The 24,813-nt window shown below is 62.5% G+C and carries 20 protein-coding genes and 1 pseudogene; 4 read left to right on the plus strand and 17 right to left on the minus strand.

The features are described from left to right. Positions 1-12: 12 nt before the first annotated feature. Positions 13-1,263: a sarcosine oxidase subunit beta family protein gene (locus tag PRtIB026_RS01385; RefSeq protein ID WP_110735299.1), complete on the minus strand. Its 1,251-nt coding sequence runs from the start codon at positions 1,261-1,263 to the stop codon at positions 13-15. A 15-nt stretch (positions 1,264-1,278) separates the two neighbouring features. Next, the gene (locus PRtIB026_RS01390; protein ID WP_203649757.1) at positions 1,279-2,532 is read right to left on the minus strand and encodes a serine hydroxymethyltransferase; all 1,254 of its coding nucleotides are present in this window, start codon (positions 2,530-2,532) and stop codon (positions 1,279-1,281) included. Between the two features lie 327 nt (positions 2,533-2,859). Between PRtIB026_RS01390 and PRtIB026_RS01395 the strand changes: the two genes are divergently transcribed. Continuing rightward, a complete protein-coding gene (locus tag PRtIB026_RS01395) occupies positions 2,860-3,900 on the plus strand; it encodes a low specificity L-threonine aldolase (RefSeq protein WP_203649755.1) in 1,041 nt (346 codons plus the stop codon). Between the two features lie 106 nt (positions 3,901-4,006). Here the strand turns inward: PRtIB026_RS01395 and PRtIB026_RS26515 are convergent, their stop codons facing one another. The 4 genes and pseudogenes from PRtIB026_RS26515 to PRtIB026_RS01410 form a co-directional block, all read right to left on the minus strand. Continuing rightward, the gene (locus PRtIB026_RS26515; RefSeq protein ID WP_420713649.1) at positions 4,007-4,744 is read right to left on the minus strand and encodes a methyl-accepting chemotaxis protein; all 738 of its coding nucleotides are present in this window, start codon (positions 4,742-4,744) and stop codon (positions 4,007-4,009) included. A gap of 174 nt (positions 4,745-4,918) precedes the next feature. Then, a pseudogene (locus tag PRtIB026_RS26520) lies at positions 4,919-5,944 on the minus strand (PDC sensor domain-containing protein); the annotation flags it as partial. A gap of 178 nt (positions 5,945-6,122) precedes the next feature. Further along, a complete protein-coding gene (locus PRtIB026_RS01405; protein ID WP_203649751.1) occupies positions 6,123-6,425 on the minus strand; it encodes a cell division protein ZapA in 303 nt (100 codons plus the stop codon). Beyond that, the gene (locus tag PRtIB026_RS01410) at positions 6,422-6,652 is read right to left on the minus strand and encodes a hypothetical protein (RefSeq protein WP_028688440.1); all 231 of its coding nucleotides are present in this window, start codon (positions 6,650-6,652) and stop codon (positions 6,422-6,424) included. Before PRtIB026_RS01410 ends, PRtIB026_RS01405 begins: the two co-directional genes overlap by 4 nt. A 276-nt stretch (positions 6,653-6,928) precedes the next feature. On the opposite strand from PRtIB026_RS01410, the gene PRtIB026_RS01415 reads away from it, so the two are divergent. Further along, positions 6,929-8,554 (plus strand): methyl-accepting chemotaxis protein, encoded by a 1,626-nt coding sequence (locus PRtIB026_RS01415; RefSeq protein ID WP_203649748.1) that lies wholly within the window; start codon positions 6,929-6,931, stop codon positions 8,552-8,554. A gap of 93 nt (positions 8,555-8,647) precedes the next feature. Here the strand turns inward: PRtIB026_RS01415 and gbcB are convergent, their stop codons facing one another. Then, on the minus strand, positions 8,648-9,748 hold the full coding sequence (gbcB, locus tag PRtIB026_RS01420) for a glycine-betaine demethylase subunit GbcB (RefSeq protein ID WP_050703446.1): 1,101 nt from the start codon (positions 9,746-9,748) through the stop codon (positions 8,648-8,650). Positions 9,749-10,045: 297 nt separating this feature from the next. Between gbcB and gbcA the strand changes: the two genes are divergently transcribed. Then, on the plus strand, positions 10,046-11,338 hold the full coding sequence (gene gbcA, locus PRtIB026_RS01425; RefSeq protein ID WP_186712615.1) for a glycine-betaine demethylase subunit GbcA: 1,293 nt from the start codon (positions 10,046-10,048) through the stop codon (positions 11,336-11,338). Between the two features lie 65 nt (positions 11,339-11,403). On the opposite strand, the gene PRtIB026_RS01430 is transcribed toward gbcA, so the two are convergent. The 9 genes from PRtIB026_RS01430 to PRtIB026_RS01470 all read right to left on the minus strand — a co-directional run bounded on the left by PRtIB026_RS01430 (position 11,404) and on the right by PRtIB026_RS01470 (position 23,015). Further along, on the minus strand, positions 11,404-12,501 hold the full coding sequence (locus PRtIB026_RS01430; protein ID WP_203649746.1) for an RHS repeat-associated core domain-containing protein: 1,098 nt from the start codon (positions 12,499-12,501) through the stop codon (positions 11,404-11,406). An 11-nt stretch (positions 12,502-12,512) separates the two neighbouring features. Beyond that, positions 12,513-13,337 carry an RHS repeat-associated core domain-containing protein gene (locus tag PRtIB026_RS01435; protein WP_267813421.1) on the minus strand — a complete coding sequence of 275 codons (825 nt, stop codon included), beginning with the start codon at positions 13,335-13,337 and terminating at the stop codon, positions 12,513-12,515. Between the two features lie 59 nt (positions 13,338-13,396). Further along, positions 13,397-14,269, minus strand: a complete 873-nt coding sequence (locus tag PRtIB026_RS01440; RefSeq protein WP_203649742.1) for an RHS repeat-associated core domain-containing protein — start codon at positions 14,267-14,269, stop codon at positions 13,397-13,399. Between the two features lie 939 nt (positions 14,270-15,208). Continuing rightward, complete coding sequence (locus PRtIB026_RS01445; RefSeq protein ID WP_203649739.1) at positions 15,209-15,979, minus strand: electron transfer flavoprotein subunit beta; 771 nt, start codon at positions 15,977-15,979, stop codon at positions 15,209-15,211. 11 nt (positions 15,980-15,990) lie between these two features. Further along, positions 15,991-17,223, minus strand: a complete 1,233-nt coding sequence (locus PRtIB026_RS01450; RefSeq protein WP_203649736.1) for an electron transfer flavoprotein subunit alpha/FixB family protein — start codon at positions 17,221-17,223, stop codon at positions 15,991-15,993. Further along, complete coding sequence (gene dgcB / locus PRtIB026_RS01455; RefSeq protein WP_203649734.1) at positions 17,223-19,175, minus strand: (Fe-S)-binding protein; 1,953 nt, start codon at positions 19,173-19,175, stop codon at positions 17,223-17,225. Before dgcB ends, PRtIB026_RS01450 begins: the two co-directional genes overlap by 1 nt. Positions 19,176-19,352: 177 nt before the next feature. Beyond that, entirely contained in the window at positions 19,353-21,413 is a 2,061-nt protein-coding gene (dgcA, locus tag PRtIB026_RS01460; protein WP_203649732.1) for an NADH:flavin oxidoreductase, read from the minus strand. Between the two features lie 15 nt (positions 21,414-21,428). Then, entirely contained in the window at positions 21,429-21,959 is a 531-nt protein-coding gene (locus PRtIB026_RS01465; protein ID WP_203649730.1) for a DUF5943 domain-containing protein, read from the minus strand. Between the two features lie 78 nt (positions 21,960-22,037). Further along, on the minus strand, positions 22,038-23,015 hold the full coding sequence (locus PRtIB026_RS01470; protein WP_050703428.1) for a dipeptidase: 978 nt from the start codon (positions 23,013-23,015) through the stop codon (positions 22,038-22,040). Positions 23,016-23,301: 286 nt separating this feature from the next. Here PRtIB026_RS01470 and PRtIB026_RS01475 point away from each other — a divergent pair, with 286 nt between their 5' ends. Continuing rightward, the gene (locus PRtIB026_RS01475) at positions 23,302-23,724 is read left to right on the plus strand and encodes a lysozyme inhibitor LprI family protein (protein ID WP_203649728.1); all 423 of its coding nucleotides are present in this window, start codon (positions 23,302-23,304) and stop codon (positions 23,722-23,724) included. 136 nt (positions 23,725-23,860) lie between these two features. Here PRtIB026_RS01475 and PRtIB026_RS01480 read toward each other — a convergent pair whose 3' ends face one another. Beyond that, a complete protein-coding gene (locus PRtIB026_RS01480; protein WP_203649726.1) occupies positions 23,861-24,805 on the minus strand; it encodes a GlxA family transcriptional regulator in 945 nt (314 codons plus the stop codon). Between the last annotated feature and the right edge of the window lie 8 nt (positions 24,806-24,813).

The following is a 24,813-nucleotide window of genomic DNA, read 5'->3' on the forward strand; positions in this document are numbered from 1 at the left end:
GTTGTCTCCGGGTCAGTGGGCGACGGCAGCGGCGCCGTGTTCGTCGATCAGCGCACCGTTGTAGAAACGGTCGATGGAGAATGGCGCGGCCAGCGGGTGCATCTCGCCCTTGGCCAGGCTCGCGGCGAAGACGTTGCCCGAGCCCGGGGTGGCCTTGAAGCCGCCGGTGCCCCAGCCGCAGTTGAAGAACATGTTCTTCACCGGGGTCTTGGAGATGATCGGGCAGGCGTCGGGGGTGGTGTCGACGATGCCGCCCCACTGGCGGTTCATGCGCACGCGGGAGAGGATCGGGAACATCTCGACGATCGCCTGCAGGGTGTGCTCGATGACCGGGTACGAACCGCGCTGGCCGTAGCCGACCCAGCCGTCGATGCCGGCACCGATCACCAGGTCGCCCTTGTCGGACTGGCTGATGTAGCCGTGCACGGCGTTGGACATGATCACGCTGTCGATGATCGGCTTGATCGGCTCCGATACCAGTGCCTGCAACGGGTGCGATTCGAGCGGCAGGCGGAAGCCCGCCAGCTTGGCCATGTGCCCGGAGTTACCCGCGGTGACCACGCCGACGCGCTTGGCGCCGATGAAACCCTTGTTGGTTTCAACGCCGATCACGGCGCCATTCTCTTTACGGAAGCCGATCACCTCGGTCTGCTGGATCAGGTCCACGCCCAGGGCGTCGGCGGCACGGGCGAAGCCCCAGGCCACGGCGTCGTGACGGGCCACGCCGCCACGGCGCTGCACGGTGGCGCCGAGGATCGGGTAGCGGGTGTTCTTCGAGCAGTCGAGGTACGGGATCTCGGCCGCGACCTGCTCGGTGCGGATCAGCTCGCCATCCACGCCATTGAGGCGGTTGGCGTTGACCCGACGCTCGGAGTCACGGATGTCCTGCAGGGTGTGGCACAGGTTGTAGACGCCGCGCTGGGAGAACATCACGTTGTAGTTGATGTCCTGGGACAGCCCTTCCCACAGTTTCATGGCGTGTTCGTACAGGTGCGCCGACTCGTCCCACAGGTAGTTGGAACGCACGATGGTGGTGTTGCGGGCGGTGTTGCCGCCGCCCAGGTAGCCCTTCTCGACCACCGCCACATTGGTGATGCCGTGCTCTTTCGCCAGGTAGTAGGCGGTCGCCAGGCCATGGCCGCCACCGCCGACGATGACCACGTCGTAGACCTTTTTAGGGGTCGGCGTGCGCCACATGCGCTGCCAGTTCTCGTGGTGGCTGAGGGAGTGCTTGAAGAGGCCGAAGCCTGAATAACGTTGCATGGTGTTCTGCTCCACTCAGCGGTAGACCGGGAAGTCGGCGCACAGGGCGGCGACGTTCTTGGCCACATCGGCCTCGACATCGGCGTCGCCCAGGTTGTCCAGCACATCGCAGATCCAGCCGGCCAGCGCCACGCACTGGGCGACCTTGAAGCCACGGGTGGTGACGGCCGGGGTGCCGATACGCAGGCCCGAGGTGACGAACGGCGACTGCGGGTCGTTGGGCACGGCGTTCTTGTTAACGGTGATATGGGCGCGGCCCAGGGCTGCGTCGGCGTCCTTGCCGGTCAGGCCCTGGCGGATCAGGCTGACCAGGAACAGGTGGTTGTCGGTGCCGCCGGAGACCACGTCGTAGCCACGGTCGATGAACACCTGGGCCATGGCCTGGGCGTTTTCGATGACCTGTTTCTGGTAGCTCTTGAACTCAGGCTCCAGCGCTTCCTTGAAGCACACCGCCTTGGCGGCGATCACGTGCATCAGCGGGCCGCCCTGGGCGCCGGGGAACACGGCGGCGTTGAGCTTCTTCTCGATCTCTTCGTTGCTCTTGGCCAGGATCAGGCCGCCACGCGGACCGCGCAGGGTCTTGTGGGTGGTGGTGGTGACCACGTCGGCGAAGGGGATCGGGTTGGGGTACAGGCCGGCGGCGACCAGGCCGGCGACGTGGGCCATGTCGACGAACAGCAGCGCGCCGACTTTATCGGCGATCTGACGGAAGCGTGGGAAATCCAGGGTCTTGGAGTAGGCCGAGAAGCCGGCGACGATCATCTTCGGTTTGTGCTCGACTGCCAGGCGCTCGACTTCGTCGTAGTCGATCAGACCGGTATTGGTGTCGATACCGTACTGCACGGCGTTGTACAGCTTGCCCGAGGACGACACCTTGGCACCGTGGGTCAGGTGGCCGCCGTGGGCCAGACTCATGCCCAGGATGGTGTCGCCGGCCTGCAGCAGGGCGAGGTACACGGCGCTGTTGGCCGAGGAACCGGAGTGCGGCTGGACGTTGGCGTAGTCGGCGCCGAATAGCTGCTTGGCGCGCTCGATGGCCAGGGCTTCTACCTTGTCCACATGCTCGCAGCCGCCGTAGTAGCGCTTGCCCGGGTAACCCTCGGCGTACTTGTTGGTAAGGCCGCTGCCCTGGGCCTGCATCACGCGCTTGCTGGTGTAGTTCTCCGAGGCGATCAGCTCGATGTGATCTTCCTGGCGCTGTTCCTCGGCATTCATCGCCGCCAGCAGTGCGTCGTCATAACCCTGGATCTGGTCTTGCTTGCTGAACATCGTGTATCTCCCGGCAGCGATCGTTTCTTGTCTGGTGAGGGTTTTCCCACCCTTTGCAGCGATGGTATGACCGGGCACGGTGGTACAGATGCCTGCGCGCGCCTTGCAATGGCGCGTTTACGACATTCATCCACCGACAACACCAATCCCTGTAGGAGCGGCCTTGTGCCGCGAAAGGGCTGCGCAGCAGCCCCGACGATTTGTGCCATGCCATACATCCTGGGGCCGCTTCGCGCCCCTTTCGCGGCACAAGGCCGCTCCTACATAGGCAACCGCCAAATCGATGGTTTAGAGTGCGATCCTGCGTCGTACAAAAGGACAGGCGTCATGACCGACAACAACCAACAATTCGCCAGCGACAACTACTCCGGCATCTGCCCCGAAGCCTGGGCCGCGATGGAAAAGGCCAACTACGGCCACCAACGCGCCTACGGCGACGACCAGTGGACCGAACGCGCCTCGGAATACTTCCGCAAGCTATTCGAGACCGACTGCGAGGTGTTCTTCGCCTTCAACGGCACCGCCGCCAACTCCCTGGCCCTGGCCTCGCTGTGCCAGAGCTACCACAGCGTGATCTGCTCCGAGACCGCCCACGTCGAGACCGACGAATGCGGCGCGCCGGAGTTCTTCTCCAACGGCTCCAAGCTGCTGACCGCCGCCAGCGTAAACGGCAAGCTGACGCCCCAGTCGATCCGCGAAGTGGCGCTCAAGCGTCAGGACATCCACTACCCCAAACCTCGCGTGGTGACCATCACCCAGGCCACCGAAGTGGGTACCGTGTATCGCCCCGACGAGCTCAAGGCGATCAGCGCCACCTGCAAGGAGCTGGGCCTGAACCTGCACATGGACGGCGCGCGCTTTACCAACGCCTGCGCGTTCCTCGGCTGCTCGCCGGCCGAGCTGACCTGGAAGGCCGGGGTTGATGTGCTGTGCTTTGGCGGCACCAAGAACGGCATGGCGGTCGGCGAGGCGATCCTGTTCTTCAACCGCGACCTGGCCGAGGACTTCGACTACCGCTGCAAGCAGGCCGGGCAACTGGCGTCGAAGATGCGTTTCTTGTCGGCGCCGTGGGTCGGGCTGCTGGAGGATGGCGCGTGGATGCGCCATGGCAAGCACGCCAACCACTGCGCGCAGTTGCTGGCGTCGCTGGTGAGCGATCTGCCGGAAGTCGAGCTGATGTTCCCGGTGGAGGCCAACGGGGTGTTCCTGCAGATGCCGGAGCATGCGCTGGAGGTGCTGCGCAACAAAGGCTGGCGATTCTATACCTTCATTGGTAGCGGTGGGGCGCGGTTCATGTGTTCGTGGGATACCCAGGAAGCCCGGGTGCGGGAGCTGGCGGCGGATATCCGCGCCATTTTCGGCGCCTGACAGATCGTATTCGCGGGTAAACCCGCTCCCACAGGTACGGCACCGTCTTCAAGGGCAGTGATCAACCTGTGGGAGCGGGTTTACCCGCGAAGAATCCAACATCGATCTAAAGCCTGAACCCACCCATCTGCCGCGCCAGATCATCAGCCAGCCCACGCAACGCCTGGCACTCCTCGCGACACCCCTGCACTTCGCTGGCCGTCTGCCGCGCCAGGTCGGAAATCCCCTGCACCGTCCGGTTGATCTCCTCGGTCACCGCCGACTGCTCCTCGGTCGCCGTGGCCACCTGCTCGTTCATGCCGCTGATGCGCTCGACCTGATCGGTGATCGCCCCCAGCGAAGCCCCTGTACGCTGGCTCGACTCGACCCCATTACCGGTCGCCTGCTGTCCCGCCTGCATCGACGCCACGGCGGTGCCCGCGCCCTGCTTGAGACGGTGGATCATCTGCTGCACCTCGTCGGTGGATACCTGGGTGCGCCGCGCCAGGGTCCGCACCTCATCGGCCACTACGGCAAAACCCCGGCCCATCTCGCCGGCCCGCGCCGCTTCGATGGCGGCATTGAGCGCCAGCAGGTTGGTCTGCTCGGAAATACTGCGGATCACCGCCAGCACTTCGTCGATCGAGGCGACCTCGTCCGCCAGCTGCGTTACCGCCTCGGCAGCGCGGCCAATCTCGCCGGACATGCCTTCGATGTTGTGGATGGAACGGCGTACCACCTCCCGCGCCTGCAACGCCTCGTCGCGCGCCGACTGCGAGGCATGGGCGGCGGAGCCGGCATTCTGGGCGATGTCCTGCACGGTCAGGCCCATCTCGTGCACGGCGGTGGCGACCATCTCAGTCATTTCCTGCTGACGGCCCGAGCGCTCGGCGGTGTTGTCCACCACCTGGGTCACCTGCTCCACCGACAAGTGCAGGCGCTCGGTGGTGCGCAGCACTTCACCGATCAGGCCGCGCTGGCTGTCGAGGAAGCGGTTGAAGCCGCGGGCCAGGTCTCCCAGCTCGTCCTGGCGCGAGTCGTCCAGGCGATGACTGAGATCACCCGCGCCACCGCCGATCTGCACCAACGCCGCCGTGACCTGACGAATGGGCCGCACCAACCCGCGTGCCAGCAGCACCACCAGCAACAGCGACAGCAGCGCCACACCGCCGCCGATCAGGCAGGTCTGCCAGATGGCCTGGCGGGCCTGGGCGTAGATCTCGGCTTCCGGCACCTCGGCCACCAGGGTCCAGTTCAGGTCACGCAGGGGCAGGCCCAGGGCCAGGTAATCCTCGCCATCACGCTGGAAACGGCTGCTGCGCAGGCCTTCACCGCCCACCAGCACGGCCTTCGCCGCCTCGACGTCCAACTGCTCGGCAAGTTGGCGCTTGCCACTGAACTGCTGGTCGGGATGGACCTGGATCAGGCCGTCATTGCGCACCAGGAACACTTTGCCGTGCTCGCCGAAACTGAAATCGTGGATCAGCTTCGACAGTTCGGTCATACGCAGGCCCATGCCGGCGACGCCGACCAGCTGGCCGTCCTTCTCGACCCGATAGTCGATAAATAGCGCCAGCTCACCAGTCGAGCCGTCGATATCGATGTTGATCAGGCGCTCGGCGCCGCTGTCGATGTAGCCGTAGAACCACTTGTCCTTGGGGTTGGCGCGGCTGAGGGTGCGGTCCAGGCCCTTCTCGTTGTAGTAGTGGCCGGTGACGGTCGAGGCGAACAGGGTGGTGAAGGCGTGGTTGCGCTGCTTGGCCGCGTCCAGGTATTCGATGAAGCGTGGCAGCTCGGCCGGGGCTTCACCGGCGGCCAGCCAGTCGCGCAAGAGGGTGTTGCCGGCGATGTCCGCCGCCGCCACCAGCGGCTGGCCGAGCATGCGCTCGATATCGTTGCGGATGGCCTCGACGCTGGCCGGCAACGCCGTGTCGACAAGGTAGCGCTCGGTAAGGCGGTTGAGCGCCATTGTGTAGATCGCCGCCACCACCAGGATGCTCGCCAGCAGGGCCGCGCCCATGCTCGCGATCAGTTGCCACTGGATGCTCCGCCGCCAGATACGCATGTCCCACTCCCCGATAATTATTGTTTTTCGGGAAGTGTATACACTTAAGTATCCAGTTATTCCAGTGATCCGAGACAGCACAAAACAACTGTGGGAGCGGGTTTACCCGCGAAGACGATGGTGGCTTCACCGACGTCTTCGCGGGTAAACCCGCTCCCACAGGGGATGCTTGAGCGCTTTACTGGTCGCCGATGGTCCGGCTGATAGCATCGACCGTGGCGTCGATCTGCGCCTGGGTGCGCTCGAGGGTGCTGTCGTGCTCACGCTGCAGCTCGATCTGCTTGGAGCACAGGTTCAGCGCGGCCAGCACCAGCAGCTTGTCGCCGATCAGGGTCGGGTAGTTGCGCTTGGTTTCGGCCAGCGCGACGTTGAGCATGCGCACGGCCTGGGAGAGGGTTTCTTCCTGGCCTTCGGGCGCCTTGAGCGAATAGTCGTTGCCCAGGATCGACACGACGTTGACCGGCTGCGCTTGCAGTCTCATGCGTTCACGACACCCGCGCTGGCGCGCTCGACCAGGGCCTGGATGCGGGCGGCGGTGGCGCCGTGCTTCTCTTCCTGCTCCATCAGCGACAACTGCAGGCTGTCGTTCTCTTCCTTGGCCTGGGCCAGTTCCTGGCCGAGGCTGGCGTTCTGCTCGGCCAGTTGCGCGTTCTTGTGCATCAGGTCGCTGACCAGTTGCTCGAGTTGATTCAGGGAAGTTTCCAACATGCGTCTATCTCGGTTGTTGCAAAGGGCGCACACGATAAGGAAAAACTGCCGCCCCCGCCATTAAATATCGGATTCAAAAGGTGTTTGCCAGGTTCAGGTTGACCCAGGATCGGCCCCCTTGTTCCGACCTGGATCAACCGCTGGTCAGGAAAATAGTTAGCTGCCTCACAATTTTTGCATTGCGGACTCAAGACTGGCCGGTCACGACCGATAGGCAGGCAGGTCTTCTTTCGTCGCATGGATCGCGGCACCTCTTCTGCCTTGGGAACTGCCTCCATGTCCTTACGCAATATGAATATCGCGCCGCGCGCGCTGCTCGGGTTCGCCGTGATCGGCCTGCTGATGCTGGGCCTCGGCGTGTTCTCGCTGATCCAGATGGGCAACATCCGCCAGGCCGGGGTGACCATCGAGGAAATCAGCGTGCCCAGCATCAAGACCCTCGACGAGCTGACCGCGCTCAACCTGCGCCTGCGCACCCTGTCCTACCGCCTGCTGCTCAACCGCGAACCGGCCACCCAACAGGACACCCTGCGCCTGCTGGACGAGCGCAACGCGCAGATCGACAAGGCGCGCCGCGCCTACGAGCCGCTGGTAACCGCCGCCGACGAGAAAGCCGCCTTTGACCAGTACGGCCTGCTGCTCAACCAGTACCGCCAGCTCGAGGCACGCATGCGCACGCTGAGCCAGGCCGGCGACCTCGACGCCCTGCGCGACCTGCTCAACCGCGACCTGCTGGACAACTCCGAGCAGATCAACAAGATCATGGACACCCTGGTGCGCATCAACACCGACCAGACCAGCGCCACCAACGCCCAGGCCGCCGAGCAGTACAGCGGTGCCTTCGGCCTGGTGATCAGCCTGCTGGTGGCCGCCACGGTGCTGACCCTGCTGTTCGCCTTCCTGCTCACCCGCAGCATCGTCAAGCCCATCGATGAGGCGCTGAAGTCCGCCGAGCAGATCGCCGAGGGCGACCTCACCCACCACATCGATGCCGAGGGCACCGACGAGGCCGCGCGCCTGCTCAAGGCCATGGCCAAGATGCAGGACAAGCTGCGCGACACCCTGCAGCTGATCGCCGGTTCCGCCACCCAGCTGGCCTCCGCCGCTGAAGAGCTGAACAGCGTCACCGACGAAAGCGCCCGGGGCCTGCAGCAGCAGAACAACGAGATCGAGCAGGCCGCCACCGCCGTCACCGAGATGACCAGCGCGGTCGAGGAAGTGGCGCGCAACGCGGTAAGCACCTCCGAGGCCTCCAGCGAAGCCAGCCGTTCGGCCGGCGATGGCCGTGACCTGGTGATGGAGACCGTGGGCGCCATCGAGCGCATGAGCGGCGACGTGCAGTCCACCGCCAAGCTGATCACCCACCTGGCCGAGCAGTCCCGCGATATCGGCAAGGTGCTCGATGTGATCCGCGGCCTGGCCGACCAGACCAACCTGCTGGCGCTCAACGCCGCCATCGAGGCCGCCCGTGCTGGCGAGGCCGGTCGTGGCTTCGCCGTGGTCGCCGACGAGGTGCGCGCCCTGGCCCACCGCACCCAGCAGTCCACCAGCGAGATCGAGCGGATGATCGGCAGCATCCAGGGCGGCACCGAGCAGGCCGTGGATTCGATGCGCACCAGCACCGAGCGCGCCGAGTCGACCCTGAACATCGCCCGTGGCGCGGGCCTGGCGCTGGACACCATCGCTGGCGCGGTGGCGCAGATCAACGAGCGCAACCTGGTGATTGCCAGTGCCGCCGAAGAGCAGGCCCAGGTCGCCCGCGAGGTGGACCGCAACCTGGTGAATATCAACGACCTGTCGGTGCAAAGTGCTACCGGAGCGCATCAGACCAGCGCGGCGAGCGCGGAGCTATCGCGTCTGGCAGTGGATCTGAACGGGTTGGTGGCGCGGTTCCGCACCTGATCCTCAAACGCATCGCGGGGCAAGCCCACTCCCACGCCAGGTTCAGGTTTGGCGTGGGAGCGGGCTTGCCCCGCGATGCTTTGCAGTGCCGGATCAATACTCGATCCGCACATCCCCTTTCGGCACGCTGCAGCACGACAGGATGTAGCCCTCGGCCTCATCCTCCTCGGTAATCCCGCCGTTGTGCTCCATCTCCACCTCGCCGCCAAGCTTGAGCACCTTGCAGGTGCCGCAGATACCCATGCCGCAGGCCTTGGGAATCATCAGCCCGACCTTGGCCGCCGCCGCATGCACGGTCTCGCCCGGGGCCACGCGGATACTCTTGTCGCTGCCGACGAACTCCACCAGGTTGAGGTCGGCCACATCCACTTCCGGCGCATCGGCCGCGGCTTCGGCATGCTCCACCGCGTCGGCCTTGGCCTCAGGCGGCGTCGCGCCGAACGATTCCTCGTGGTAGTTCTTCATGTCGAAGCCGACTGCCTCGAGCATGCGCTTGACCGCGCTCATGTACGGCGTCGGGCCGCAGCAGAAAATCACGCGCTCCAGGTAGTCCGGGGCGATCAGCTCCATCAGCCGCTGGTTCAGGTAGCCACGGTAACCGGCCCAGGGTTCGCCCAAGCCGTGCTTCTCGCAGATGATGTGCAGGCTGAAGTTGGGGATGCGCGAAGCCATCTGCTCCAGCTCGCGGTGGTAGATGATGTCCTTCGGCGAGCGGGCGCTGTGCACGAAGACCATGTCGACGTTGGCGTTGGTGTCGTAGAACCAGCGCGCCATGGACATCACCGGGGTGATGCCGACGCCGCCCGAGAGGTACAGCACCTTGCCTGCCGGGAAGTCGATGGCGTTGAACAGCCCCACCGGCCCGTGCACCGGCAATTCGGCGCCCTCGTGCATGGTGTCGTGGAGGAAGTTCGACACCAGCCCGCCCGGCACACGCTTGACGGTGATGGAGAAGCTGTAGGGCACCGACGGCGAACTGGAGATGGTGTACGAACGCATCACAGGCTTGCCTTCGATCTCCAGCTCCAGCGTGACGAACTGCCCGGGCTTGAAGAAGAACATGATCGGCTGGTCGGCCATGAAGCAGAAGGTGCGCACGTCCCAGGTTTCCTGGATGACCTTGACGCAACGCACGATGTGGCGGCCATTGGCCCAGGTCTGGGTGGTAACCGGATTGAGGAAGGTATCGGACATGTTCATCTCCAGCAGCCGACTGTCGGCCATTCTTATGGCTCCGATAATGCGCAAGCGCACCGCGCCGTACATTCCCATCCGCGACATCGGCGTGCTTATCGCGACCAGCCCCGCGCTACAAGGGTTGGCGCGTCGGAATTCGATGCGGCCATGTCGCCCGTGGATATGGTCCTTTCCCGGCCCGGACGCACACTCCTCGGCAAAACAACAGGCTGTTTATCGCGAACAACAGCCTTGCGGCACTACAACAACGATTAGCCACTTCAGCCGGCCGCACGCGGCCCCGAGGACCACACGATGGACGTCACCGCAACCCTGAGCCTGGGCGATCCACTGGAACCTGCACGCAAGGCCACCGCCGAGATGCTGCAGACCCGCGAGCGCACCTACTCGCTGCCGCAACCGTTCTACTGCGACGAGCGCCTGTTCCAGATCGACATGCAGGAGATCTTCCACAAGGAATGGCTGATCGCCGGCATGGTTTGCGAGATCCCGACCAAGGGCAACTACATCACCCTGCAGATCGGCAAGAATCCGATCATCGTGATACGCGGTGCCGAAGGTAAGGTGCACGCCTTCCACAACGTCTGCCGCCACCGCGGTTCGCGCCTGTGCGTCAGCGACAAAGGCAAGGTGGCCAAGCTGGTCTGCCACTACCACCAGTGGACCTACGAACTCGATGGTCGCCTGCTGTTCGCCGGCACCGAGATGGGCGCCGACTTCGACATGAACCAGTACGGCCTAAAGCCCGTGAACGTGAAGGTGGCCGGCGGCTACATCTTCATCAGCCTGGCCGAGAACCCGCCGGCCATCGACGAGTTCCTCGCCACCCTCGACCACTACATGGAACCCTACGACATGGAGAACACCAAGGTGGCGGTGCAGACCACCTTGATGGAGAAGGCCAACTGGAAACTGGTGCTGGAGAACAACCGCGAATGCTACCACTGCAGCGGCTCGCACCCCGAATTACTGAAGACCCTGCTGGAGTGGGACGACACCAACGACCCTCGCGCCAGCCAGGAATTCAAGGATCACGTCGCCGCCTCGGCCGCCGCCTGGGAAGCCGAGAAGATTCCGTACCTGCACAAGAGCCATGGCCTGCGTAACCGCATCGTGCGCATGCCGCTGCTCAAGGGCACCGTGTCGATGACCATGGACGGCAAGCAGGCCTGCCAGAAGCTGATGGGCCGTATCAAGAACCCGGACCTGGGCTCGATGCGCATCCTGCACCTGCCGCATTCGTGGAACCACTGCATGGGCGACCACATGATCGTGTTCACCGTGTGGCCGATCAGCGCCCAGGAGACCATGGTCACCACCAAGTGGCTGGTGCACAAGGACGCGGTGGAGGGCGTCGATTACAACCCCGAGGACATGCGCAAGGTGTGGGACGCCACCAACGACCAGGATCGGCGGTTGGCGGAGGAGAACCAGCGCGGCATCAACTCCACGGCGTACCAGCCGGGGCCTTACTCGAAAACCTATGAGTTTGGGGTGGTGAATTTTATCGACTGGTATAGCCAGCGGTTGTTGAACAATCTGGGGGCGGAGCCGGCGGCTTATCTGAGGGAAGTGCAGGCTCAATGAGGTAGCAGCAGGATACGGTCAACGGCTTGTCCCAAAGGGCTGTAGCACAGCCCTTTGGCGCTTGCTCAAGCATTACGTATCTCAGTAATTTTTCTCTGGAAACTTCGCTGCCGGGAAGTCCCCCCCTGGCTACTTCCAGACGCCGACCCTGAGTCCATGCCTATATTGGGGCTTGTATAAACTCCTAATTTCCTCTGCCGACCGTCACCCACCGCACTTTGTTGCAGCTGCCTCTCGTCTACGTATTCAACATATTGAGACTGCGAATCATTATCTGGATACCTAACGACAGCCACATCTGCCACTCCAGCTTCAACATCCAATTCTTTATCATCTACTCCACAACAGAAAATCTTTCCATTGCGCCTAATATTATTTCCCAGATCAACTTCTGGCTGAGCTGCATCTAGCATAAAATTGGCAATAGTAACTGTAGTGTTAGTAACAGTTCCAGCCACAACCCCCACGTCTGAGCCTGGAAATCCAACTATAATCCCCCCCTGCGCTGCAATTGCCTCGCCCCCAGCGATGACCCCCAGCCGTCTCAGCCAGGCACGCAAAGCATCTGTTGGAGGCGAGCTCGCGAAATTCGCGAAAATTGAAAATCCATTGGCGACCATAAACAAGCCCGCTTTTAACGTAGTGTAAGGGTCAACATGACCTGATGGATCACTTCTATTGACCGGATCCCCCGCACAGTAGGCATAGGCATTGACTCCCCCCGCCCCAAAGGGGCTCCACGAATCCGCACTGAGGAACCGCATGAGCCTGGTGCTGTAGACGCGATAACTGCCCAGCACATAGCCATCCAGGGCTTGCTCGAAAGGCTGGCCGGTGAAGCCCAATGCCGTGGGGAACGAGGATGGCGCTCGTTGTCCATAAGGTGTGTAGGCTGCGGCTATCCTGTCGGTGGAACGCTGAACCAAGAGAGGACTCTGCAGTCTATCGCTTGCCAATAGAGCCATTTGATGCACCATGTCCTGTGGTGGTTGTGCGCAATGTATCAATGGGGCGTGGAGAGTGGTCCTGATACTATTTTGGTTACCTGATTGCTCACATCTGCCAGGAAGGTAAATACGGACACACAGGTGTTTAAGCCCTAATGTCTTGGAGGAGGCATTCGTATTCCCCACCCTTAATTCCAGTAAACCATCTTCGCTCATGCAGCCTAAAATCAATCAACATACCCATTCGGAAATCCTTGCCTAAGCCTGCTCATATCAGCTGAAGGCCAAGTGCCTAGCCGAGGGCGTTCATCAATTATGAAACTGCTTGCCTCATCGTCTTGATCCCCTGTCCCGATTGGAATCATACCGCTATCATTCAGAGGTTCTTCGAATCTAGCCACCTCATTCTTGCCAATTAAATCATTAAGATTATTTACGACCTTTTCAAACCTGGCTTTTTTCCTCCCGATTCTGTCATCATGTACAACTAGCTGCGAAAGTTGCATTAAAAGCTCACGATATTCAGGAGTATAGACTTGCTTGTTTTTTTTAGCTTGATCAAGAAAATATTCGGAATCCCCAACTCTACCCTCCACGACACTTTTGCGACGTGCTAACTTATTCTGCTCGGGAATTGCATAAGAAACGACTGTACGCAGCGCGGAAACAAAATAATCTGATAGATCTCCAGACTTATTCAGATGATGCATAGACACCGTTCTACCCTTTTGATATCCAGAACGGTCTTGCCAATTAACAGGGTCCCCCTCACAATAAGCATAGCCGTTGATCCCCCCTCGTCCGAACGGACTTACTCGATCCGGGGACTTGAAGCGCATCAGCCATGGGCTATACACGCGATAACCATTGCCCAGCAAATACCCTTCCAAGCAACCATCAAAGTATTGCCCTGTAAAACCAATTACCATTGCCCCACCCTGTGGCCGGCTAAAGCCATAGGGCGTATAAGGTATACATTGCAACGCTCCTTGAGTGAGGGCTATCACTTTACTCAACTGATGATCGCCCCCCAAGATAATCGATGCCCGCATGCTATACCTCCATACTCAGAACAACAGACCACCTACATATTTAGCAGACTAACAAACTCCTACCCCCTGATTGAAGCCTGTACTTCTTTAGGGGCGCTAGCATTTAATTGCCCGCCACCTCCTACCTCAGGAAACTGGAAGTAATTAACTCCCTCTCCATCTTGTTCCGCAAGTAACTGCCTATTAAGTTCCACAGCCTCTTTCACCGTATTCGCCCTGTACTCTGCGTTATTTGGAGCCCGTCTATTCATCTCACTGGTTATTACCGAATGTGGAGATCCAGGTAGCGTATTAATGCGAGCCGCTACACGATCCCTCACCCGGCGATAAATATTTCTCCCAAATCGATAGAGTTCATCACCGAAAGCCAGTGCCGGGGCTAACACTGTCGTCACGTCCGCCACGACACTTCCTTCATCGCCATTATTACGCTGATGAACTCCAGCGGAAAAACCCCACCCTGCAATAGCTCCCGTTACACCCCACCGAGCACCTGTACCAAAACTAACTTTTCCTGTCTCTATATATTGATTAGCAATTGCCAGCCCCACCTGGCCTAAGGCTAATCCATTTGCAGCCATTGTGATCTGGTGCGTAGCCCAGCCGTCATGTTGGCCAGTAGGATCTACCCTATTGATAGGGTCACCGTGACAGTAGGCATAGCAATTCACTCCACCAAGCCCAAACGGACTCAACACATCAGCAGAAAAAAAACGCATCAAAGACGGACTAAAAACACGATGGCCATTACCCAGCAGGTAACAGCCCAACTCGACCTCTCGCAGTTGGCCAGTGAACCCCGTTATCGATGCCCCTTTCGGCGCGGGGCGCAAGCCGTAGGGTGTGTAGGCGACCGGTGTCCGACCTGAGGAAGTCATCGTTGTATGTGGGCTTTGCAGCCTGTCTGCGGCGAGCAAACATTTCCTGGCCATGTGCTTGTGCTCTATGGGCTGATTGGCACCAAGCTAGCATTGCCGTTGCGCTGAGATAACTGACAAAAATGCCAGGTCTCCATGACCGGAAGTGCCTGATCGCGGGCTTTTATCCACAGCCACTCAAGTAGACCGGACGACGTAGTTTGAATGACTGGGATTTCTGAGTTGGTCAAAAAACAGCCAACAGCTTACAAGCCTTTGAAAGCGTGGGGTTCAGACAGAACCAAACACGTTTTCCACAGATGGACCAACAGAGAATGTTGATAAGGCTGACCCAGAATCTTGCGGGCCTGTGGATAGCGTCATGAAGCGCTTTTATTCCGAGACTTTAGCCACAATGACGAAGGAATGATCAAAAAACAGCCATCACCCTCCAACCCAATGGATTCAGTGCCTGTAGAAAAATCCAAACATGTTGTCCACAGGGCCACCAACAGTGATTGTGAGCAACTTCGCTGGTAACTGGCACTACGGTTGGGTTGTGCCTTTCACCGAACTGAGCATTTTTTGATCTATCCTCTGTAGGCCTTTAATTTCAATGCCTCTGGCAATGCACGAACATTTTATACACAGCCTGGCAAACAGATTCAGTGGGCAAGTGACGGCGCGGGTTCGAATCGATGTCAGCCGTGCTGGATTCCGAGGATAGTTATGCACAGGGATCAGCGCGGCTATGGTGGAGCGCAAACAGTTGCCCCTGTGGGAGCAACTGTCTTGATCAATTTTTAGAATCTGGCGCGATCCCTGTGGGAGCGGGCTTGCCCGCGAACACGGGCGAAGCCGGTGCCATCCACCGCGCCGCCGGCTTCGCGGGTAAACCCGCTCCCACACGATTTACGCTGCCCTTTCAGCCCGCGCTGTATTTACAGGCTGTGGCAACTGAACTGGCCTAATGATTTTGGACACCTTCAGCTTGTGGATAGTGTTTACCGCCTGTCAGCGCAGGACACCCTCCTCCACCAGCAACTTCAGGATCGCCTCTGCGCCCTCCTGTGGCGACACATCCTTGAGCACCTTGCCGCCCCCGCCACTGGCCTTGGCCGTGGCGGCTTTCATGCGGTCTGCACCACTCTTGGCCTTGATCACCTTGAGCCGCTTGGGCCTTGGCCTTGCCGGTTGCAGGGCATCCTCGGCCAGCAGCGGATCCTCGATCAGCGCCACGTTGCGCGCCGCCAACACCCCACGTCGCGCCGGGCCGAAGGCCGATTGCCGAGGCTTGGGCGCGGCGTTATCCACAGTTGCCAGCAACGGCAAACGCACCTTCAGGCGACGCCGTTGGCCCCTTGGCAAGGCTTGCAGCACCTGGGCGGTGCCGTTGTCGATGGATTCGACCTCGGCCAGCCCCACCACCAGCGGCCAGCCCAGCTTCTCGGCCAGCAGGAATGGCAGCATCCCCGAGCCTTCGCCGGTTTCAGCCTGGCTGCCGGTCAGCACCAGCTGTGCTCCCGCGTCACGCAGATAGTCGCCGAGCACGCCCAGCACATCGGCGCCGGCAGGCTGTTCCAGCACATCCAGATGCTCCAGCCCCATGCCCAGGTAGGCACGCAGCGCCTCTTCGCGAGGATCGCCGGCATGCACCACCTGCAAGTTATCCCCAGCCAGTTGCAGGCCCAGCTCCACGGCGCGGGCATCCTGCTCGGCGCGGCGGGCGCGGCCGGAGCTGGGGTGGGCGCCGATCGAGACCAGGCTGATGACTTTCGTACTCATGCTCGCTGCCCCTATGCCGCGTCGCGCTGGCCGCCGCTGCGGAAGTTGTCCACAGCCTCGATCAGCGCCTTGAGAATCGCCGAGCTGTCGCCGATCACCGACAGGTCGGCCCGTTTGATCATGTCGCAGCCTGGGTCCATGTTGATCGCCACCACCTTGTCGCAGGCACCGATGCCCTGCAGGTGCTGGATGGCGCCGGATATACCCACGGCCACGTAGACCCGCGCCGTGACCCAGGTGCCGGTGGCGCCGACCTGGCGGTTGCGCGGCATGAAGCCGTCGTCCACCGCCACCCGCGACGCACCCTCGGTGGCGCCGAGGGCCGCGGTGGCCCGGTGATACAGGTCCCAGTCCTTGACGCCGTTGCCACCGGAGACGATGAACTCGGCCTCGGCCATGGCGATGGCGGCCGGGTCGACGGCCACCGAGCCCAGGTCTTCGATACGCGACAGGCTGCGTGCCACGCCTGTGGACAACTCCACCGGCAGCACTTCGTGACGGGTTTCGCTGACCGGCTCTGCACATTCGGCGGCGGCCAGGATCAACCGCGGCACACTGCGCTGGATATCCTGCTGGCCGGCACCGGCGCGACCGATGCATTGGCCATCCTTGACCTGCCACACCCGCGTCGCCGGGCGTTCGCCCAGCGCGGCGGCCAGGCGGCGTCCCAGTTCGCCGCCGCCGGTACGGCTGTCGGGCAACAGCCAGTGGCGCGGCGCGAATTGGTTATCCACAGTCAGCAGGCCCTGGACCAGTTGCTCCGGTGCATAACCTGCGAAGGCCTCGCCCTCGATGACCAGCAACCGATCAACGCCGGCTGTGGAAAAGTTGTTTTCCTTGTGCTCGCCGAACACGACGGCCAACACTGCGCCATCGCTACCGGCAAGGCTATGGGCAAGGCCCAGCAGGTCGCGGTCGTGGCTGCCCAGGCGGCCACCGACCATGTCCGGCACCACGGCAATGTAGAAGGCCGGTTGCACCACAGTGTGCAGCGGCAACTGCACTTCGGCGGCCGCACTGCGTCGCCCGCCGACACCGGTGCCCTGCTGGGCGCCGCTGCGGTCGATGCGCTTGAGGCCGCTGGGGCCGATGAAACCGGCGGCGATCGCGTGCGGGTTCTTGCGGATAATGCCGTGGGGGCCCATCCAGCTCGTCTGTTGCGTCTGCATCGCCGCGTGCAGCGGGTGCAGGCGGTTACGGGCGATCCACTCGGCGCGTGGGTCGCGGCGGATGATGTCGCTCATCAGTGCACCTCCGCAGGTTCACGTTTGGCGGCCTGCGACTTCGGGGTTGCAGGGGTTTGGTCTTCGATCAGCACATCAGCCACCAACTCGGCCAGGTCCTTGATCTGCGGACGCGGTTCGACCACGCCTTCGAGCATCGCCGTGCACTGTGGACAACCCACCGCCACCAGCTCGGCCTCGGTTTCGCGGATATCGTCCATGCGCATGTCGGGAATACGCTGCTTGCCGGGAATATCAGTGATCGGCGCACCGCCACCACCGCCGCAGCAGCGGGAGCGGAAGCCCGAGCGCTGCATCTCGCGCACTTCGATACCCAGCGCCTTGAGCACTTCGCGCGGGGCTTCGTATTCGCCGTTGTAGCGGCCCAGGTAGCACGGGTCGTGGTAGGTGACACTGCCGCCCTTGTGCTGGCCGAGGTTGAGCTTGTTCGCGGCGATCAGCTCGGCGATGTAGGTGCTGTGGTGCTGCACCTGGTAGTCGCCGCCGAGGGCGCCGTACTCGTTCTTCAGCACATGGAAGCTGTGCGGATCGCAGGTGACGATGCGCTGGAACTGGTACCTGGCCAGGGTCTGTATGTTGCGCTTGGCCAGTTGCTGGAAGGTCGCCTCGTCGCCCAGGCGCCGGGCCACGTCACCGCTGTCGCGCTCCTCAAGGCCGAGCACGGCGAAGTCCACGCCCGAAGCCTTGAGCACTTTGACGAAGGCCCGCAGGGTGCGCTGGTTGCGCATGTCGAAGGCGCCGTCGCCGACCCAGAACAGCACATCGGTGCGCTTCACCTCGGACATCAGCTTGAGGTTGAGGTCGGCCGCCCAGTTCATCCGCCCGCCCGGGGCGAAACCGCCAGGGTTGTCGGTGGCGATCAGATTGTCCAGCACCTCGGCGCCCTTGTTCGGCGTGGCGCCCTTTTCCAGGGTCAGGTGGCGGCGCATGTCGACGATGGCATCGACATGCTCGATCATCATCGGGCATTCCTCGACGCAGGCGCGGCAGGTGGTGCACGACCACAGCGTCTCGGCATCCACCAGGCCGTTGACGATCGGCTGGTGCGGATGGCCGCCATGCTCGCCGACCGCCTTGCCGGGGTAAGGGCTGCCAGCGAACTGCGCGTCGGTGCCACCGGCCAGGCCGATGACCATGTCCTGGATGAGTTTCTTCGGGTTCAGCGGCTGGCCGGCGGCGAACGCCGGGCACATGGCCTCGCACTTGCCGCACTGCACGCAGGCGTCGAAACCGAGCAGTTGGTTCCAGGTGAAATCGACCGGTTTCTCCACGCCCAGCGGTGCGTTGGGGTCTTCGAGGTCCAGCGGCTTGAGGCCGGTGGAGCGGCCACCGCCGAAGCGCTCGGCGCGGCGGTGCCAAGCCAGGTGCAGGGCACCAGCGAAGGCGTGCTTCATCGGGCCGCCCCAGGTCATGCCGAAGAACAGCTCGGACACGCCCCACAGCACGCCAACGCCCAGCAAGGCGACCAGCACCCAGCCACCGGTCCCTTCCGGCAGGATGCCGGCAACCGGCAGCGTGGCGATGAAGAAGCTCGCCGCGAACATCAGCAGGCTTTTCGGCAGGCGCATCCATGGGCCCTTGGACAGGCGCGAAGGCGGATTGAGCCGGCGTTTGAAGACGAAGAGCGCGCCCGTGAACATGATCAGCGTGGCCACCAGCAAGGCGTAGCCGAGGATCTTGCTGTGCAGGCCGAAGCCATGCACCAGGATCGCCAGCACGGCCGACAGCACGAAGCCGCCTGCGGTGGCGACGTGGGTCTTGGACATGTACTTGTCGCGCTCGACCACATGGTGCAGGTCCACCAGGTAGCGCCGCGGCATGGCCAGCAGGCCACCAATCAGGTCAACCTTGCTAGGCCGCCCGCGCCGCCACATGCGCACCCGGCGCAGGGCGCCGAGCACCGCCAGGCCGAGGGCGGTGAACAGCAGGATGGGTAAGAGGGTGTTCAACATGGGAGGCTCCCACAACAGCTGGATTCTTGCGCCACTCTGAAGATGGGATTGGCCCCCTGTGGGAGCGGGTTTACCCGCGAATGCGTCCGATCAGGCAACGGTGTAGTCAGTGCTGACGCATTCGCGGGTGAACCCGCTCCCACAGGGACCGCGCCCGGTGGCGACGATGTGTATCGATCAGAAGTCCTTGCACAAGCGCAAGGCGTCATAGATCGCCGCATGCACGTTGCGCTGGGCCACGCAGTCACCGATGCGATACAGCAGGTAACCCTCGCCCGGCTGGCTGAGGATCGGCTGCGGCTTGATGGCGAACAGCGCCTCCACGTCGATCTGGCCCTTGTTGCGCGAGCCGTCCTTGAGCGCGTAGTACAGCTGCTCGTCAGGCCGCACACCGTTCTCCACCACCACCTGGTCGACCACGCGCTCTTCCTTGGCGCCGGTGTACTCGTTCTCGAGCACCGCCACCAGCTTGTCGCCCTCGCGATAGACCTTTTCCAGCATCATGTCGCCGGTCATGATCACTTCCTTGGGGTACATGCTGCGGTAGTAGGTCGGGAAGCTCGTGCCGCCCATGGCCACGCCCGGCTTGATGTCGTCGGTGACGATCTCGACCTGGCTGCCCTTGTCGGCGATGAAGTCGGCTACCGACATGCCGGTGAACTCGCAGATGGTGTCGTACACCAGCACGTTCTTGCCCGGCGCCACCTTGCCATCCAGCACATCCCAGCTGCTCACCACCAGCCCTTCGGCGGCACCCCAGTGCTCGTTCTGCTCGAGGAACGAATGGCCGCCCACCGCCAGCACGATGATGTCCGGGCGCAGGTCCTGGATGGTGTCCACATCCGCGGCGGTCCCCAGGCGCAGGTCGACCTTGAGGCGGGCGAACTCCAGCTGGTACCAGCGGGTGATGCCGGCGATCTGGTCGCGCTGCGGCGCCTTGGCGGCGATGGTGATCTGCCCGCCGATCTGGTCTTTCTTCTCGAACACGGTGACGTCGTGGCCACGCTCGGCGGCGACGCGGGCCGCCTCCATGCCGGCCGGGCCTGCGCCAACCACCACCACCTTGCGCTTCGGCCCGGTGGATTTCTCGATGATGTGCGGCACGCCCATGTATTCACGGGAGGTCGCGGCGTTCTGGATGCACAGCACATCCAGGCCCTGGTACTGACGGTCGATGCAGTAGTTGGCACCGACGCACTGCTTGATCTGGTCGACCTGGCCCATCTTGATCTTGGCGATCAGGTGCGGGTCGGCGATGTGCGCGCGGGTCATGCCGACCATGTCGACGTAGCCGCCTTCGAGGATGCGCGTTGCCTGGTTCGGGTCCTTGATGTTCTGCGCGTGCAGCACCGGGACCTTGACCACTTCCTTGATGCCGGCCGCCAGGTGCAGGAAGGGCTCCGGCGGGTAGCTCATGTTGGGGATGACGTTGGCCAGGGTGTTGTGGGTGTCGCAGCCCGAGCCGACCACGCCGATGAAATCGAGCATGCCGGTGGCGTCGTAGTAGGCGGCGATCTGCTTCATGTCCTCGTGGCTCAGGCCATCGGGGTGGAACTCGTCGCCGCAGATGCGCATGCCCACGCAGAAGTCGTCACCGACTTCCTTGCGCACGGCCTTGAGCACTTCCAGGCCAAATTTCATGCGGCCTTCGAAGGTGCCGCCCCACTCGTCGGTACGCTTGTTGACCCGTGGGCTCCAGAACTGGTCGATCATGTGCTGGTGCACGGCCGACAGCTCGACACCATCCAGGCCGCCCTCCTTGGCACGACGCGCCGCTTGCGCGTAGTTGCCGATCACCCGCCAGATCTCCTCCACCTCGATGGTCTTGCAGGTGGCGCGGTGCACCGGTTCGCGAATGCCCGACGGCGACATCAGGGTCGGCCAGTTGAAGCCGTCCCAGCGCGAGCGACGGCCCATGTGGGTAATCTGGATCATGATCTTGGCGCCATGCTTGTGCATGGCGTCGGCGAGGTTCTGGAAGTGCGGGATGATGCGGTCGGTAGACAGGTTCACCGACGACCACCACTCCTGCGGGCTGTCGATGGCCACCACCGACGAGCCGCCGCAGATGGCCAGGCCGATGCCGCCCTTGGCCTTCTCTTCGTAGTACTTCACGTAGCGGTCGGTGGTCATGCCGCCGTCGGTGGCGTAGACCTCGGCGTGCGCGGTGCTGAGCACACGGTTGCGGATGGTCAGCTTGCCGATCTGGATCGGCTGGAACATTGCTTCGAAGGCCATGACGCTATCTCCGGCTTACAACGGCTTTGTAACGAACAGGCCATCTTCGTGGCCTTCTTCCGACCCGCCATAGACCTGCTCGGCCACAGTGCGGATCTTGCTGCCGCGGGCAGCGAGAATCTGATCCATTGCACCGGCGAACCAGCCGGTGAACATGTAATCGACCTTGCGCCCAACCTTGCCGTACACGTACACGAACGCCGAGTGTTTCAGCTTCACGCTGCAAGTGCCTTTGTCCAGGTCGATGTCCTGGATCTCGAACAGGCCCCAGCCACGCTGGGACAGACGCTTCATGTAGTGCTCGAACACCGCCACGCCTTCCAGGCCATGGCATTCGGCTTCTTTTTCACACCAGTGCCAGGCCGACTTGTAGCCCGCCTTGTAGAGGATCTCGGCGTAGGCGTCGGCGCCCAGCACCTCCTCGATGCCCATGTGGTTGTTGACGAAGAAATGCCGTGGCACATAGAGCATCGGCAGGGCGTCGCTGGTCCAGACACCGGTCTCGCTGTCGACTTCGATTGGCAATTGCGGGGCGATCTTGGCCATGGAAACTCAACTCCATAAAATTTTTTGTTTGGATGCCCCGGCGTTGCTGGCAGGGGCTTTCAGGCTTGGAGAGCGGCTTTATTCGCCCCACACATCCTTGAGGATGCTGACCCAGTTCTCGCCCATGATCTTGCGCACCACGCGTTCGGAGTGGCCGCGTTTGAGCAGGGTTTCGGTCAGGTTGGGGAACTCGCCGACGGTACGGATACCCAGCGGGTTGATGATCTTGCCGAAGTTGGTCAGGCGCCGGGCGTAGCCCTTGTCGTGGGTCAGGTACTCGAAGAAGTCCTGGCCGTGGCCCTGGGTGAAGTCGGTGCCGATGCCGATGGCATCCTCGCCGACGATATTCATGGTGTACTCGATGGCCTCGGCGTAGTCGTCGATGGTCGAGTCGATGCCCTTGGCGAGGAACGGCGCGAACATGGTCACGCCGACGAAGCCGCCGTGGTCGGCAATGAACTTCAGCTCCGCGTCGGACTTGTTGCGTGGGTGTTCTTTGAGGCCCGATGGCAGGCAGTGGGAATAGCAGACCGGCTTCTTCGACTCGAGGATGACTTCTTCGGAGGTCTTGGAGCCGACGTGGGACAGGTCGCACATGATGCCGACGCGGTTCATCTCGGCGACGATCTCGCGGCCGAAGCCCGACAGGCCACCATCACGCTCGTAGCAACCGGTGCCCACCAGGTTCTGGGTGTTGTAGCACATCTGCACGATGCCCACGCCCAGTTGCTTGAACACGTCGACATAGGCGATCTGGTCCTCGAACGCATGGGCGTTCTGGAAGCCGAAAAGGATGCCGGTCTTGCCCAGCTCCTTGGCCTTGCGGATGTCGGCGGTGGTGCGCACCGGCATCACCAGGTCGCTGTTGTCGCGGATCAGCTTCTGGCTGGACGCGATATTGTCGACGGTGGCCTTGAAGCCCTCCCACACCGAGACCGTGCAGTTGGCCGCGGTCAGCCCGCCCTTGCGCATGTCCTCGAACAGCTCGCGGTTCCATTTGGCAATGATCAGGCCGTCGATGACGATGCTGTCGGCGTGAAGTTCGGCTGGGCTCATCAGGCTGTCCCCTTTTATTGAAGTCTGCATGCACCGAACCTTGTGCCGGCGCTTTGGGGCCAGCATATGCCTGCCGCCCGAGGCGCCCCGATGCAAAAACGACAGGGGGTTTGCCGAAAGCGTCAAAGCCCGACAGGGCACGCTCTGGCCTGCGCCTCGCAGATGAGAGCCAGTCTCGACAACTGCCTTTGCAAGCCTTTGATGAACATTTCGTCAGGGAGCTATCGCCGCGCCCGAGGCTGAGCGAGAATCCCGGCGATTCGTCAGCCTGTTCAGGAGAAAACGGATGAAATCAATGGCATGGCTGGTCCTGCTGGCCGTCGCGTGCGGCGCTCAGGCCGCCGAAGAAGAAAGCACGCCCTGCGACAACGTCGAGAGCGACCAGCAGGGCTATGCCTGCGCGGCCTACAACAAGCAGACCGCCGAGCGCGAGCTGAAGGCTGCCTACGATGACTTGATGCAACGCATCCGCGACCAGTACGCCGACGAAAGCGACAAGGCCGGTGCGCTGACCGGGCGTATGGAGGCAGCCGAGAAGCTGTGGGCGCAATTGCGCGATGCCGACTGCAAGGTCGAGACCTATGCCGAAAAGCCAGGCAGCAAGGCGTTCGAGGCGGCATGGAACACCTGTGTAGCGCAGCGTAGCGATGAGCGGTCGGAGTATCTGCAGACCATTGGTCAACAGGAACACCGCGTTGTGCCGTTTTAACCTGTAGGAGCGGCCTCGTGCCGCGAAAGGGCCGCGAAGCGGCCCTGGCAATATCAGCTTGATGCACGATTCATGGGGGCGCTTCGCACCCCTTTCGCGGCACGAGGCCGCTCCTACAAAGGTCCTGGGCCCGGCCTCAAACTACCTTGGCCAGTCGATCCTCCCGCGGACACCGCTCGAACCGCGTCCGATAGCAGCGGGTGAAATACGACGCCGACTCGAATCCGCACGCCACCGCCACCTCCAGCACGCTCATGTCGGTCTGGCGCAGCAACTGGCGGGCCTTGTCCAGCCGCAGCCGCAGGTAGAAACCACTGGGCGTGTCGTCCAGGTACAAGCGAAACAGCCGCTCCAACTGGCGCCGGGTCACCTGCACGCCATCGGCCAGCACCTGGGTGTTGAGCGGCAGTTCGGTGTTGCGCTCCATCTCGCCGATCACCTTCACCAGCTTCTTGTTGCGCAGCCCATAACGCGTGGCGATCTCCATGCGCTGGTGGTCCTGGCGCGGGCGTATTCGCCCGAGCACGAACTGCTCGGAAACCTGCACCGCCAGCTCACTGCCGTGGGCCTGGGCGATCAGGTCGAGCATCAGGTCGATGGAGGCCGTGCCGCCGGCGCAGGTGATGCGTCGGCGGTCGATCTCGAACAGCTCCTGGGTCGCCTGCAGACGTGGATAGCGCTCCTTGAACGCCTCCAGCGCCTCCCAGTGCAGGGTCGCCCGGTGACCGTCGAGCAGCCCGGCCTCAGCCAGCACCATCGCGCCCGTGTCGATGCCCCCGAGCACCACGCCTTCATGGTCGAGGCGGCGCAGCGTCTGTTGCAGCGCCGACCCATAGCACGCCAGTGGCTCGAAGCCGGCCACCAGCAGCAACAGTCGCCCATGCCCACCCTCCCCCAGCGCGCCGTCGGCATTCACCGACATGCCGTTGCTGGCCTCTACCGCGCCACCGTCCAGGCTCAGTACACGCCAGCGGTACAACGGGCCACGGAAGCGATTGGCCACGCGCAACGGCTCGATGGCACTGATGAAACCCATGGCGGAAAAGCCGGGTAGCAACAGGAAGTCTATGGTTTCCGGCATCGCATGCT

Origin of the sequence: Pseudomonas sp. RtIB026, assembly GCF_016861355.2 — a bacterium.
In the GTDB taxonomy this organism is placed as follows: domain Bacteria; phylum Pseudomonadota; class Gammaproteobacteria; order Pseudomonadales; family Pseudomonadaceae; genus Aquipseudomonas; species Aquipseudomonas peradeniyensis.